This window comes from Pseudomonas sp. TSO6 (genome assembly GCF_056098905.1).
The window spans coordinates 1-16,179 of record NZ_JBLZWV010000063.1 but is presented as its reverse complement, the minus strand read 5'-3'; the positions used below and the strand labels follow the sequence as shown (position 1 = coordinate 16,179).

Genomic DNA, 16,179 nt, shown 5'->3' with positions numbered 1-16,179 from the left:
CCTCAGACCACATGGATACCGTTCTGCACCCACAGGTGATGGCTTGGATCCTCCTGGGCCGTGTATTGGTTATAGTCGATACCGTCGGCAGTTTGGTTCCCGACCAGCGTCCAGTTGTCCGTCATGTGAACCGAGTCTTTGTCGTCCCCTTTGATGATGAGTGTGTCGGTGCCGGTTTCGGTGATTGCCACCACGTCCGCCAGGTTGAGCGTCAGCGCCACCGAACTGGTGTCGTTGAGGTCGATGACTTCGATGTCGTGCACGCGCCCGGCCAGGTTGCCCAGGTCGATGCTGGCATCTCCGCCGCCCCACAGCAGGGTGTCGGTACCCGTACCACCCTCGACGCTGGCGAAGTTCTGGTCGACCACCACCAGCGTGTCGTTACCCGCACCACCCTGCAGGGTGATGTGGCCACCCTGGCTGCCATCGAGGTGGTCGTTGCCGTCGGTGCCGGCGATCACATCGGTGGCGGCTGCCAGGCTGGCCAGCGCTACGGCCTCGTCACCGGTGTCGGCCTGCAGCGAAGTGAAGGTGGTGAGGCCGGCAGCATTGTCCAGGTTGACGGTCAGCGTGGCGGTGTCGGTGGTGCCGTTCGGGTGGGTCAGCTCGTAGGTGAAGGTGTCGTGCTGGCCGACCACCGCCGAGGTAAGCCCCGGGTTGAGGGTGTAGGTGTAGCTGCCGTCGGCATGCACCAGCAGCGTGCCGTAGGTGCCGGCCACGCTCACCCCGTTGTAGCCCGGGATGGTGTAGGTGTTGGCCGCTGTCAGCACGCTCAGCACGGTCAGTGCCGAACCGACGTTGTCGTCACTCAGCAGGTTGCCGGTGGCTGCCGTGGCGCCGCTGACCACGAACTCGGTCAGGTGCGTGGTGGTGGCGTTGAGGCTGGTGGTGATGGAACTGAGCAGGCCGATGCCGCCGGCGGTGACACGCACGTGGTAGGTGCCAGCCCCCTGGTTCTGGAAGGTATACCCCGCGCCGCCACCCAGCAGGCTGATCAGCGAACCCCCCGGTACCGACTGCACCAGCACATACTGGCCGGTGGCCGGGTTGAGCTTGAGCAGCTCGATGGTGGTGCCGTTGAGCAGGCTCAACAGGTTGGTGGAGTTGACCACCACCTGCAGGTTGGCCGTGGTATCGGCGGCAACCGTGGTGGTGTAGGTGGCCTGGCGGGTACCGATCACCGGCAGGCTCAGCGAGCCCAGCGTACTGCTGCTGGTGTCCACGCGGTTGGCCAGGGTGACGTGGCTGGTACCGACATCGTTGACTGCGTCGACCACCGTGGCCGGTGCAGCGTAGTTGGTGTTGCTCCAGACCTCCGTGGCTTGCGGGCTGTCGATGCGCACGTACAGGTTGGCGGTATCGGACAGGCCGTTCGGGTGCACCAGCTGGTAGCTGAACACGTCCACCTTGCCGACACTGTTCGGGCTGCCGTTAGGCGTGTAGGTGTAACTGCCATCGGCACTGATCACCAGGGTGCCGTACTGGCCCTGGACCGTGGTCGAGGTACCGGCCGAGACATAGCTGCCGTTTTTCAGCACTTGCAGCACGGCGGCGCTGTCCGGGCCACGGGCATCCACCGCGCCATCGGTGCCCACGTCGGTGATGACGTTGCCCGAGGTGGCCGTGCCGGTGCCGGTGAACTGGGTCAGGCTGGTGGAGGTGATGTCCAGCGTGGTGCTCACGTTGGTCACCAGGCCGATGCCGCCACTGCCCACGGTCAGCCGGTAGTCACCGGCTTGCAGCACGCCAATGTCCACCTGCAAGCCGATCGGCAGCACGATCAGGTCGAGCAGGCCCTGCGTGTTGCCGGTGGCGATGGTCACCCAGGCGCCGCTGGCGTCTTTTACCTGCAGGGTGAAGCTGGTGTTGTTGAGCAGCGCCAGCACGCTGTTGGTGGTCAGTGTGAGGGTCGGGTCGGCCGTGGTGCCTGCCGCTACCGTCCAGGTGTAGGTCTTGGAGAAGCCCGACAGCAGCGTGGTGAAGCTGTCGGTGTAGGTCTTGGTGGCACTGACCGCTGCCAGGTTGACCGTGGCGGTGGCCAGGTTGTCGCTGGCGATGACCGGCGCGTTGGCATCCACATCCGGCGCGGTGACGTTGACGTTGCCCGACACGTTGCCGCGCGGGTCGCTGAGGGTCACCGAGAGGATCTGGCCGTTGTCCTGAGGCGGGCTCAGGGTCACGGTGAAGTTGCCGTCCGGCTGCACCGTCGCGGTTTGCAGCACGGTACCGTTGGCGCTGCGTACGGTCACGGTGGCGCCCACTTCGCCAGTACCGGTCAGGGTACCGCCGTCGGCACTGATCAGCAGGTTGCCGGCAGCCGCAGGTGGGGTCAGGTCTGGTGCGGTCAGCGTAGTGCCGGTGGAGACGTTGCCGGCGCTGTCGGTGAGGGTGACGCTGAGCGCCTGGTTGTCGATCTGCGCCGCAGTCAGGCTGACCACGAACAGGCCGTTGCTGCCCACTGTCGCAGTCCCCAGCACGGTGCCGGCGCTGTTGCGCACGGTGACCGTGCTGCCGATCTGGCCAGAACCGCTGACCGAGGTGCCATTGGTGTTGATGGTGGCCAGCGGGGCGGCTGGTGGGGTGGTGTCTGGCGCGGTCAGGCTGGTGCTACCGGACAGGTTGCCGGCAGCATCGGCCTGGCGGACCACCAGCAGTTGCCCGTCGTTCTGTGGCGAGGCCAGGTTGATGGTGAAGGTGCCGTCGGCTTGCACCACACCGGTACCCACCTGGCCGTTCGGGCCTTGGACCGTAACCGTGGCGCCCGCTTCACCGTTACCCGTGAGCACGGTACCCGCGCCGTTGATGGTGACGTTGGTCGGTGTTGCAGGTGGTTGCACGTCCGTGGCGGTGTAGCTGGTACTGCCGGACACATTGCCCGCAGCATCGGCCTGGCTCACGCCCAGTACCTGGCCGTTGAGCTGTGCGGCGTTCAGGTTGACGGTGAACACGCCACCGCCATTTACCACCGCCGTGCCGAGCACGTTGTTGCTGGCGTCGCGCACGGTCACCGTCGCGCCTGCTTCACCGGTGCCGGTCAGCACCAGGCCGTTCAGAGACAGCCCGGTCACCAGCGGGTTGGCCGGTGGCGTGATGTCGGTGGCTTGCAGGAAGGTCGGCTGCGATTCGCCGCCTACCAGTGCTACAGCAGTCACCGAAATATGCTGGCCGTTGAGCTGCGCTGTGTTCAGCGTCAGGGTAAAGGTGCCGTTCAGGGTAGCGCCGCCTGTGCCGATCAGGTTGCCTGCGGCATCGTAGACGCGAATGCCCACGCCGCTAGGCGCATTACCGGCCAAGGTCAGGCCGTCGCTGCCCAGCGTCACGTTGGTGGGGGGCACTGGCGGTGCGATCAGTGGTGTGGTGTACGTCGCCACCGCAGAGGTATTGATGCCGTCGGATTGCGTCACTGCCAGGGTTGCGAGCGAGCCCGCAGCCGGCACCAGCGTTATCTGGAAGTTACCCGCGGCATCTACCGTGCCAGTGCCGAGCACCGATCCGCCGCGGCTGATGGTGACGGTGGCATTAGGCTCGCCCTTGCCGGTCAGCACGTTGAACGTGTTGTTGATGGCCATGTCGGTGACCACCCCAGGCGGTGAGGTGTCGTTGGTTTGATAGGGGACAACCACCGAGGCGTTGCCGGCATCGTCCGTGGACACCACTGTGAGCAACTGGCCGTTGTTCTGCGCCGGGTTGATCGGCACGGTGAACTGGCCGTTTGCACCCACTTCCACGGTGCCTACGACGTTGTTGTTCGGGTCACGCACGGTGATGGTGGTGCCGGCTTCTGCCGTACCGGTCATCGACGTGCCTGCCGGGTTGAGCAACAGGTTATCGGGTTGCACTGGCGCCGTGAGGTCTGGCGCGTTCACCTGCAGGGGCGCCGACGGATTGCCGGTGGCGTCCTGGGCGATGACGGTGAGGACTTCGCCGTTGATCTGCGGGTTGTTCAGGTTGAGGACAAAAGTGCCGTCCGGGTCGACCGTCACCTGGCCCAGCAGGTCGCCGTTGTTGTTGACCACGGTGACACGCGTGCCGGCTTCGGCAGTACCGATCACCTGGGTACCGCTGTCGTTGATGGTGGCGATCACAGTGGCCGGTGGCGTGATGTCCACCGCCGTGACCGAACTGATTGGCGAGATGTTGCCGGCTGCATCGGTCAGGGTTACCTGCAGCACCTGGCCGTTGAGCTGCGCGCCATCAAGCTCGACGATGAAGGTGCCGTCGGCGCCCACTGTGCCGGTACCGACCTGCGTGGTACCGACGAAGACGCGCACGGTGGCGCCCACTTCGCCGACCCCGCCCAGCTCGTCGCCTGCCGCATTGAGCCGCAGCTCGGTTGCCGCCGCAGGTGGCGTGTGGTCCGGCGCCAGTACGCTGACCGGCAGGCTGACGTTGCCGGGTGGGTCGGCCTGCAGCACCGACAGCAACTGGTTGTTGATTTGCGCGGGTGACAGTTCGACGCGGAAGCTGCCGTCGGCAAGCACGGTACCTGTGCCCAGTACGGTACCGGCGGCGTTGCTCACGATTACCGTCGCGCCGGCTTCGCCTTGGCCGCTGACCACACTGCCGTCGGCGTTGATCACCACCTGGGTGAGCGGTGCTGGCGGGGTGAAGTCCGGGGTTTGCAGGGTTGCCACTGCCGACACGTTGCCGGCCGCATCGGCCTGGGTGAAGCTGAGCAGCTCGGCGTTGCCCAGTGCCGGGTTCAGGGTGATGGTGAAGTGGCCGCTGGCATCGACGATGGCGCTGCCGATTTCGTCGCCGGCCGGGTTGGTCACGGTCACCAGCGCGCCTGCTTCGCCACGGCCGGTGAGGGTGACGCCATCCCCGGAAACGGCCAATTCGGCAGGTGCCGTTGGCGGCGTGGTGTCGGGTGCGGTGATGGCGCTGGCGGCAGACTGGTTGCCAGCCGCATCGGTCAGCACCACTTGCACTTGCTGGCCGTTGGCCTGAGGCGATGCGAGGTTGACCTGGAAGGTGCCGTCGGCACGCACCGTTGCACTGCCCAGCACCGACCCATCGGCGGCGATTACCCGCACGGCGGCACCAGCTTCACCGGTACCGTCGAGCAGGCTGCCACCCCCGGCGAAGGCCAGGTTACCGGCAGCATCCGGGGCGACGCGGTCAGGGGCGATCAGGCTGACGCTGTTGGACTCGTTGCCGGCCACATCGGACTGGCTGGCGCTGAGCTGTTCGCCGTTGATCTGTGCGGCGCCCAGGTTGACGCTGAAGTTGCCGCTGGCATCGACCACGGCAGTACCCAGCTCGATACCGCCTTCGCCAAGCACGGTAACGGTGGCACCTGCCTCTCCGCGGCCACTGAGAACCAGGCCGTCGTTGGACAGCACCAGGTTGGTCAGCGGTTGCGGTGCCGTGGTGTCCGGTGCCTGGAGGGTGGCGGGCAGCGATACTGCGCCATCGGTGCCCGTTGCGCTGACCTGCAGCACCTCGCCATTGGCCTGTGCACTGCCCAGGTTGACCGTGAAGGTACCGTCGTTGGCGACCGGGCTGCTGCCCAGCAATTCGCCGTTGGGGCCATACACCTTGACTGTGCTGCCCGCGTCGGCCGTGCCGGTCACCGACAGGCCGTCGGCGGCCAGTACCAGGTTGTCCGGTGTAGCCGGTGCCAGAACACCCGGCGCAGTGACGCTTTGCCCAGGGGAGACGTTCTGTGCGGCATCGGCCTGGACCACGTTCAGGCTTTCACCCGTGATCGCCGCCGGCGACAGGGGCACGCTGAAGTGGCCGTCGGCTGCCACTGTGGCGGTGCCCAGCACGGTACCGTCAGGTGCCCGCACGGTCACGGTTGCGCCTGCTTCGCCATTACCTGTCAGGGTGGCGCCACTGGCGGAAACCGCCAGGTTGGTCACGGCGGCTGGCGGCGTGGTGTCGGCCGCAGTGTAAGGCGCGGTCGGCGACACGTTGCCGGCTGCGTCGGTGGCGGTCACCTGCAAGGTCTGGCCATTGGTCTGGGCACTGTTCAGGGCGACCTGGAAAGTGCCGTTGCTGCCGGCTACCGCCGTGCCCAGCACGTTGCCGCTGGCATCGCGTACGGTCACGGTGCTGCCGGCTTCGGCGTTACCGGTCAGTTGCAGCCCGGTACCGGACAGGGCGAGTGCGGTGGGTACCGCAGGCGGGGTGAAGTCCGGCGCGGTAACTGCCACGGCGGGGGAGGTGTTGTTGCCCGCGTCGGTTTGCGTAACGCTCAGGTGCTGGGCGTTGAGCTGGGCACTGTTGAGTGTGAGGGTAAAGCTGCCATTGGCCGCCACCAGGCCGGTGCCGATGATGGTGCCATCCGGGCCGCGTACGGTGACTGTGGCGCCGGCTTCGCCCAGGCCGGTCAGGGTCAGGCCGTTGTTGTTCAACGCTACGTTGGTCAGCGGCGCGGGTGGGGTCAGGTCCGGGGTCGTCACATTGACTGCTGGCGAAGTGTTGCCGGCGGCATCCACTTGCGTGACGCCGATAGCCTGGCCGTTGGCTTGCGGGGTGTCGAAGGTCACCGTGAAGCGACCGTCGGCGCCCACCGTGGCGGTGCCTAGCACCGCACCGGCAGCGTTGCGTACCTGTACCGTGGCGCCCACCTCACCGCTGCCGGAAAGCTGCCGGCCATCCTGGCTCAAGGCCGGGTTGGTGATGGCGGCGGGTGGCGTGCGGTCTGGCGTGGCGAGGTTGGCCGGCCCGGAGACGTTGCCGGCAGCATCGCTGAGAGTGACCTGCAGCGGGCTGCCGGTGGTTTGCGCGCTGGGCAGGGTGACCTGGAACTGGCCGCTCTGGTTGACGGTGCCGGTGGCCAGGATGGCGCCACTGGCATCGCGAATGGTCACTGTGGCGCCGGCTTCGCCCTGGCCGCTGAGCACGGTAGCCGCGCTGTTCAGGCTGAGGTTGCTGGCCGCCAGCGGTGCTTGCAGGTCGGGTGCCTGCACGCTGGCTGCCAACGATACGTTACCGGCGGCGTCGGCCTGGGTGACGATCAGGTTCTGGCCGTTTGCCGCAGCCGGAGAGAGGTTGACGCTGTACAAGCCATTGTTGCCGACCACGGCGCTGCCGAGCAGGGTGCCCTGGGCGTCGGTGACCCGCACGGTTGCGCCCACTTCACCCTGGCCGGTCAGCGTGCTGCCGGTACGGTCGATGTCTGCGGTAGGTGCGTTTGGCGCGGTGGTGTCGTTGGCGACTACGGTGGCCGGAACCGATGGCTGGCCATCGGCGCCGATACGTGCGCTGACCTGCAAGGTTTGCGCGTTGAGCTGGGCGTTGCCGAAGAACACCCGGAAGGAGCCATCGCTGCCCACCGTCGCGGTGCCCAGGGTGGTGCCGCCGGAAGTCACGGTAATCAGCGAGCCGACCGTGCCGGTACCCGTCAGCACGAAGCCGTCGGCACTGATGGCCAAGCCTGCAGGCGTTGCTACCTCGGTGCCGGTCGGGCCGGTCAGGGTAACGCCATCGGATTCATTGCCTGCAGGGTCGATGACCACCACGCTGACTTGATCGTCCGAGGTCAACGGCGGGTTTACCGGTATCACGAAGGTGCCATCCGGGCCCGCAGTTGTGGTGCCGAGGTCGTCGCCGGTGACCGGGTCGCGGATGACCACGGTGCTACCCGGCTCGGCGGTACCGCCAACGGTGCTGCCATCCGGGCTCACGGTCACGCCGGTGGCGGGTTCCGGATCGGTGTTGTCTGGTGCGGTGACGGTAATCGGCGCCGAGCTGTTGCCAGCCGGGTCGGTGACGATCACGGTCACGGTTTCGCCGTTGTTCTGGGTGGTCGGTAGCGTCACGCTGAAGCTGCCGTCGGCATTCACCGGAACCGTGGTTTCTACGCCAGCGCCGTCACGCACGGTCACGGTTTCTGCACCCGGCGCGTTGCCGCTGACGGTAGTGCCATCCTCGCTGACCTCAACCCCGGTCGGCAGGGCCGGTGGGGTGATGTCCGGTGCATTGATCGGTGTGTTGTCGGAAACGTTGCCCGCGGCATCGGTCAGGGTTACCTGCAGGGTTTGGCCGTCCAGCTGTGCAGGTGCCAGCGGCACGGTGAAGTTGCCACCTGCCGGTACTACCACGGTGCCAAGCAGGTCGCCGCCAGCGTTGCGTACTTCAACGGTGCTGCCTGCCTCGCCGGAGCCCTGAATGGCGTTTCCGCCCGGGGTGATGGTGAGGTCGGCCGGAGCGGTCGGTGCTGTGCTGTCGTCAGCGGTGAAGGTCGCCGACGGCGAGGCATTGCCGCCGCCATCGATCAGCACCACCGACAACACTTCACCGTTGGTCTGGGCGGGGGCAAGTGTCACTTCGAACGTGCCGTCCGGATTCACCGGTATGGTGCCCAGCAGGTCGCCTGCAGCGTTGCGTACCTCTACGGTGCTGCCAGCCTCACCCTGCCCGCTGAGCACTGTGCCGGTAGGGTCAAGGCCCAGGCCTTGCGCCGGCAACGGCGCCTCCAGGTCAGGTGCGGTGACGGTACCGGCGGGCGAGTCGTTGCCGGTATTGTCGGCCTGGGTGACAGACAGCGTCTGGCCATTGAGCTGTGGTGGGTCGATTGTCACCTGGAAGGTACCGTCAGGCTGGACCGTTGCGGTACCCAGTACTGCGCCACCCGCGCCGGTCACGGTCACCTGCGCACCAGGCTCGCCGCTGCCGCTCAGGCTGCTGCCGTCGCCAGCCAGGACCAGGCCGGTGGGTATATCGGGTGCCTGGGTATCCGGTGCTGGCAAGTCGACCGCCGCTGACAGGTTGCCAGCCGGGTCGCGTTGCTCCACGGTCAGTGCCTGGCCGTTGGTCTGCGGCGTGTCGAGGGTGATTTCGAATGCGCCGCCAGTGCCGATCACGGTGCTGCCCAGCACGCTGCCGTCCGGCCCGCGCACGGTGACGGTGGCACCGGGTTCGCCGTTGCCGGTGACCGTGGTGCCGGTGCCATCGATGGCCGGGGTGGTGACCACTTGCGGAGGGGTGGAGTCGGGTGCAGTGAAGTCTACTGGCCCTGCGCTGTTGCCCAGGTTGTCAGTGGCTTCGACTGTGAGGCTTTCACCATTGCGCTGCGGTGCGTTGAGGGTGACATCGAAGCGGCCGTCGCCGCCCACGGTCGCGGTGCCCAGTACGTTGCCGTCAGCGTCACGCACGGTGACGATGGAGCCGCTCTGACCTTGGCCGGTAAGGTGAATGCCAGCGGTATCGATGGCCAGCCCCGACGGTTGCAGCGGGCCATCTGTGTCCGGTGCCACGATGGTGGCGGTCGAGGTATTGCCCGCTGCGTCGCGCAGCACCACGTCCAGTTCCTGACCGTCGGTCTGCGGCGGGATCAGGACCACGCTGATCACACCGTCGTTACCGACCTGGGCGTTGCCCAGCACAGTGCCGTCGGCACTGATCACCTGTACGGTGGTGCCCGGTTCGCCACGGCCGGTGAGCAGGCCGCCATCGGCACTCAGTTGCAGTTCGCTGGCTTCATTGGGCGGTGTGATATCGGGGGCGGTGATCTGGGTCGGCAGCGAGCTGTTGCCAGCGCCGTCAACCGCCACCACATCCAGGGTCTCGCCATTGGCCTGTGCCGGGCTCAGGCCGATGGTGAAGCTGCCATCCTGGCCGGCCTCAACGCTGCCCAGCACATTGCCCTGTGCGTCACGCACTTGCACCTGCGTACCGGCCGGTGCAGTACCGGAAACGCTGGAGCCGTCGCCGGCCACCACCACGCCGCTCGGGCTTTCGGGCAGCGGGGTGTCGGCAACGGTCACACTGACCCCTGTCGAGGTATTGCCGGCGGCATCGGTCTGCACCAGCACGATGTTCTCACCTGCGGCCAGCGGTGCGTCCAGGTCAACCACGAAGGTGCCATTTGGCGCCACGATGCCGGTACCGATGACAGTACCTTGCGCATCACGCACTTCCACCGTGGCACCAGGCTCACCACGGCCAGACACGGCCAGGCTGCCATCGCCTGCCACCACGTCGCTGACGATCGCCGGTGCGGTGATGTCCGGGGCCGCGTAGCTTAGCGGCACCGAGGTGTTGCCTGCCGCATCGGTCACAGTGATGGACAGGGTTTCGCCATTGGCCTGTGGCGGGTCGAGGGTCAGGCTGAAGCTGCCATCCGGCCCGGCAATGGCGCTGCCGATCAGGTTGCCCGAGGCATCTTTCACCTCCACCCGGGCGCCCCCTTCAGCAGTGCCGACCAGGCTGTCGCCATTGCTCAGCACCAGGTCGGCTGGTTGCAGCGGTGCTACCTGGTCCGGCGCCGTCAGTGGGCTAGGTGTAGAGACGTTGCCGGCAGCATCGGTCAGGGTTACTTGCAGCGACGAGCCATCCACCACCGGGGTTGGCAGTTGCACATTGAATGTGCCATCCGGTTGCACGGTGCCGCTCACCAGCACCTGGCCCTGGTCGTTGCGCACCTCCACAGTGGTACCTGCTTCACCACGGCCGGACACCGTGCGGCCATCGACGCTGATGACCAGTTGGGTGGCAGGCGCTGGCGGTGTGGTATCACCGCCGTTATCAATGATCGGTGCAGTGACGGTGCCGGCTGTGGAGGCATTGCCTGCGGTATCGGTGGCGGTCACCTGCAACTGCTCGCCCGCCACTTGTGGCGGGGTGAGGCCGATGCTGAACGTACCGCCGGCACCGACCACGACGCTGCCCAGCACGGTGGTCCCGTCGGCTGCCAGCACGCGCACGGTGCTACCGGCTTCGGCACGCCCGGTCACCACGCTGCCATCGGCGTTGACGGCGAGTTCGCTTGGTGCAACGGGTGCGGTGATGTCGGGCGCGGTCACTTGTACCGGCAGTGACGAAGCCCCGTTGTTGTCGATGGCGACCACGTCCAGCAACTCGCCGTTGGCTTGGGCCGGGTTGAGCACCACGGTGAAGGTGCCTTCGGCGCCAACCACAATGCTGCCGACCACGGCGCCGTTGGCATCATGCACTTCCACGCGGCTGCCGACCGGCGCGGACCCGCTGACGCTGGTGCCATCCGCAGCGACTACCAGGTCGCTCGGGCTGGCCGGTGTGGCCACCAGTGGTACGTCGTAGGTCAAGGCCCCGGACGCGTTGCCGCTGGCGTCGGTCTGCACCAGGCTCAGGCGCTCGCCCGGCAGCGCGGCCGGGTCCAGGTCGAGCAGGAAGGTGCCGTTGGCGGTCACCGTGCCAGTGCCGATCACTGTGCCATTGACGTCGCGTACTTCGACGGTAGCCCCGGCTTCGCCACGACCGCTCAGGGTCAGGCCGTCTGCACCGACCACGATGGTGCTGACTGCGGCAGGCGGCGTGGTATCTGGCGCATCGAACTGCAATGGGGTCGAGGCATTACCCGCGGCGTCCACCAGGCGGATGTCGAGGACTTCGCCATTGGCTTGGGCAGGGGACAGGGTAACGCTGAAGCTGCCGTTCGGGTTGACCACGCCAGTGCCGATCAGGTTGCCCGAGGCGTCGCGCACCTGCACGGTAGCGCCAGCTTCACCGCTACCGGTCAAGGTAACGCCGCCGGCCAGGTCCAGGCCGGTCGGCTGGGCGGGGGCCTGCAGGTCTGGGGTGGCCACCGTGCCAGGGGTAGAGGCATTGCCGGCGGCATCGGTCAGCACCACTTGCAGCGTACTGCCATCGTTCACCGGCGGGGCCAGGCTGATCTGGAAGGTGCCATCCGGGTTGACCGTACCGTTGGCCAGCACGTTGCCCTGGGCATCGCGCACTTGCACGCTGGCGCCCGCTTCGCCACGGCCGCTCAGCTGGCCACCGGCCAGGCCGACGATGAGGTTGGTCGGCGCCTGGGGTGGCGTGGTATCGACACCGTCGACGTCTGGGGCCGTGACACTACCGGCGCTGGAGGCATTGCCGGCGGCGTCGGTGGCGGTGACCTGCAGCACTTCACCGTCCACCTGTGCGGGGCTCAGGGTGATGCTGAAGCTGCCGGTGGCGCCCACTACCGCCGTACCCAGCACGGTAGTGCCATCGGCTGCCAGCACACGCACGGTGCTGCCCGCTTCGGCACGGCCGGTGACGACGGTACCGTTGGCGTTGATCGCGAGTTCGCTCGGGGCGGCCGGGGCGGTGATATCCGGCGCACTGATCTGCACCGGCAGGGACGATGCACCCGTGCCGTCGATGGCGACCACATCCAGCAGCTCGCCGTTGGCCTGGGCCGGGTTGAGGATGACAGTGAAGGTGCCTTCGGCGCCCACTACCACGCTGCCGACCAGGTTACCGTTGGCATCGCGTACTTCCACGCGGCTGCCGGCCGGTGCAGCACCCGTGATGCTGGTGCCATTAGCCGCCACCACCAGATCGCTTGGGCTGGCCGGGGCAGGGGTCAGGGGCACCTCGAACTGCAAGGCTTCGGACGCATTGCCGCTCGGGTCGGTCTGTACCAGGCTCAGTGCGGCGCCCGGTTGGGCTGCCGGGTCGAGATTGACCACGAAGCTGCCGTTGGCGCCGACCGTGGCAGTGCCGATGACGGTACCGCCGGCATCACGCACTTCAACAGTGGCACCGGCCTCGCCGCGACCGCTGAGCACCAGGCCACCGGTACCGACTACGACATTGCTGACAGCAGCAGGCGGGGTGATGTCCGGTGCATCGAACTGCAGCGGTGCAGAGCTGTTGCCAGCGGTATCCACCAACCGCACGTCCAGCGCCTCGCCATTGGCCTGGGCCGGGAACAGGGTGACGCTGAAGGTGCCGTCTGCGTTGACCAGGCCGGTACCAATCACGTTACCGGCGCTATTGCGCACTTGCACCGTGGCGCCAGGTTCGCCGCGGCCAGTGAAGGTGACGCCATCGGCCAAGGCCAGTTCGGTCGGCTGTGTCGGGGCTTGCAGGTCTGGCGAGGCGACCGAGCCCGGTTGCGAGACGTTGCCAGCGGCATCGGTGAGGGTGACTTGCAACGTGCTGCCGTCGTTCACGGCAGGGGACAAGGTTACCGCGAAGATGCCATCCGGGCCGACGGTACCGGTTGCCAGTACAGTGCCTGCGGCATCGCGCACCTGCACGGTGGTGTCGGCCTCGCCACGCCCGCTCAACTGGCTGCCGGCGAGGCCGATCACCAGGTTGGTCGGTGCGTCAGGTGGCGTGGTATCGCCCCCGTCGATGTCTGGCGCGGTGACCGAGCCAGCGGTCGAGGTGTTGCCTGCCGCATCGGTGGCGGTGACTTGCAGTATTTCGCCGTCGACCTGGGCCGGGTCGAGGGTGATGCTGAAGCTGCCCGTGGCGCCCACCACCACGCTACCCAGCACGGTGGTGCCATCGGCGGCCAGCACACGCACGGTGCTGCCTGGTTCGGCACGGCCGGTGACTACCGTACCGTCAGCGTTGACCGCCAGTTCGCTCGGGGCGGCAGGTGCGGTGATGTCCGGTGCGGTGATCTGTGTTGGCAGGGACGATACGCCAGCGTCGTCGATGGCCACCACGTCCAGCAGTTCGCCATTGGCCTGGGCCGGGTCGAGGACCACGGTGAAGCTGCCATCGGGGCCCGCTACGACGCTGCCAATCAGCGCGCCGTTGGCATCATGCACTTCCACGCGGGTGCCGGCAGGTGCCGTGCCGCTGATGCTGCTGCCGTCTTCGGCGAACACCAGGTCGCTGGGGCTTACTGGGGCGGTGGTCAGCGGTACGTCGTATTCGAGGGCAACGGAGGCGTTGCCGTTCGGGTCGGTCTGCACCAGGCTCAGTTGCTCACCCGGCTGAACCGCCGGGTCGAGGTTGATCAGGAAGGTGCCGTTGGCGGCGACCACACCGGTGCCGATCACGGCGCCGTTGGCATCACGCACTTCGACAGTGGCGCCAGCTTCGCCGCGACCACTCAGGGCCAGGCCGTCGTTGCCGACCACGATGTTGCTGACCGCAGCCGGCGGAGTGATGTCCGGCGCATCGAACTGCAGCGGGGCAGAGCTGTTGCCGGCGGTATCTACCAGGCGTACGTCCAGGGCTTCGCCGTTGGCCTGGGCAGGCGCAAGGGTAACGCTGAACAGGCCATCGGCGCCGATTACACCCGTGCCGATGATGTTGCCACCGGCATCACGCACCTGCACGGTAGCGCCCGGTTCGCCGCGACCGGTGAAGGTTACGCCGTCAGCCAAGGCCAGCTCGGTAGGCTGGGCAGGGGCCTGCAGGTCCGGCGAGGTGACCGAGCCGGGTTGCGAGACGTTGCCAGCGGCGTCGGTCAGGGTGACTTGCAGCGCGCTGCCGTCGGTAACGGCCGGGGTCAGGGTAATTGCGAAGCTGCCATCGGCAGCGACAGTGCCGGTGACCAGCACAGTACCTGCTGCATCGCGTACCTCTACGGTGGTGCCGGGTTCGCCGCGCCCGCTCAGCTGGCTGCCGGCCAGGCCGATTACCAGATCCGTCGGGGCTGCCGGTGGCGTAGTGTCGACGCCGTCAATGTCCGGCGCGGTCACCGCGCTGGTGGGTGATGTGTTGCCGGCGGCATCTGTTGCCGTGGCTTGCAGCACTTCACCGTCGACTTGTGGCGGCGCGAGATTGATGCTGAACACGCCGGTGGGGCCGACCACGGCCGTGCCCAGTTCGGTGCCATCGGCGGCAACGATACGCACAGTACTGCCGGGTTCGGCACGGCCGGTGAGCACGGTGCCGTCAGCGCTGACGGCCAATTCGGTCGGTGCGGCAGGCGCAGTGATATCCGGAGCGGTGATTTGTGCCGGCAGCGAGGACACGCCGCTGTCATCGATGGCGACCACATCCAGCAGTTCGCCATTGGCCTGGGCCGGGCTTAGCTCGATGCTGAAGGTGCCATCGGCATTGGCGATGGCGCTGCCGATCAGGGTGCCGTTGGCATCGTGTACCTCTACGCGGGTACCCGCAGGGGCGGAACCGGTGAGGGTGGTGCCGTCGACATCGATCGTCAGATTGCTCGGGCTGTCTGGCGCGGTGGTCAGCGGTACGTCGTACTCGACTGCCACGGAAGCGTTGCCGCTTGGGTCAGTCTGCACCAGGCTCAACTGTTCGCCAGGCTGTGCAGCTGGGCTGAGGTCAATCAGGAAGGTGCCGTTGGCAGCGACTACGCCAGTGCCGATCACGCTGCCATTGGCATCGCGCACTTCAACCGTGGCGCCGGGTTCTCCACGACCGCTCAAGGCGGCGCCACCCGCACCGACCAGTATGTCGGTTACGGCATTGGGCGGGGTGATGTCCGGGGCTGTGAATTCCAGTGGTATCGAACTGTTGCCGGACGCGTCCACCAGGCGTACGTCCAGTGCTTCGCCGTTGGCTTGCGCAGGGTTCAGGGTCAGGCTGAACAGGCCATCGGCGCCGACTATACCCGTGCCGATGATGTTGCCTGCTGCGTCACGCACCTGCACGGTGGTGCCGGCTTCGCCACGGCCGCTCAGTTGGCTGCCGGCCAGGCCGATTACCAGGTCAGTCGGGGCTTCAGGCGGCGTGGTATCCACACCGTCGATATCCGGTGCAGTGACGGAGCTGGCCACGGACGTGTTGCCAGCGGCATCGCTCGCAGTGGCTTGCAGGACCTCGCCGTCCACCTGCGGTGGGTTGAGGTTGATGCTGAACACGCCGGTCGGGCCGACCACGGCCGTACCCAGTTCGGTGCCATCGGCGGCAACAATACGCACAGTGCTGCCGGGTTCGGCACGGCCGGTGATGACGCTGCCATCGGCGCTAACAGCGAGTTCGGTTGGTGCGGCCGGGGCGGTTATGTCTGGTGCGGTGATCTGTGCGGGCAACGAGGACGCGCCGCTGTCATCAATGGCGACCACATCCAGCAGTTCGCCATTGGCCTGGGCCGGGCTCAGCTCGATGCTGAAGGTGCCATCGGCATTGGCGATGGCGCTGCCGATCAATGTGCCGTTGGCGTCATGCACCTCCACGCGAGTACCCGCCGGGGCGGAACCGGTGAGGGTGGTGCCGTCGTCATCGATGACCAGGTTGCTTGGGCTGACCGGTGCAGTGGTCAGCGGTACGTCGTACTCGAGGGCCACAGAGGCGTTGCCGCTTGGGTCGGTCTGCACCAGGCTCAGTTGCTCGCCGGGTTGCGCGGCTGGATTCAGGTCGATGAGGAAGGTGCCGTTGGCACCGACTACGCCAGAGCCGATGACGTTACCGTCGGCATCGCGCACTTCTACGGTGGCACCCGGCTCACCACGGCCACTCAGGGCCAAGCCATCAGCGCCGACCACGATATTGCTTACTGCGCCAGGTGGCGTGATATCCGGGGCATCGAACTGCAGCGGC

General features: G+C 67.0%; 1 protein-coding gene. It reads right to left on the bottom strand.

Going from position 1 to position 16,179, the window contains the following annotated elements; translation table 11 throughout:
- Positions 1-2: 2 nt before the first annotated feature.
- On the bottom strand, positions 3-16,179 hold a 16,177-nt coding region (locus tag ACN6NG_RS24970; RefSeq protein ID WP_474316738.1), incomplete at its 5' end, for a BapA/Bap/LapF family large adhesin.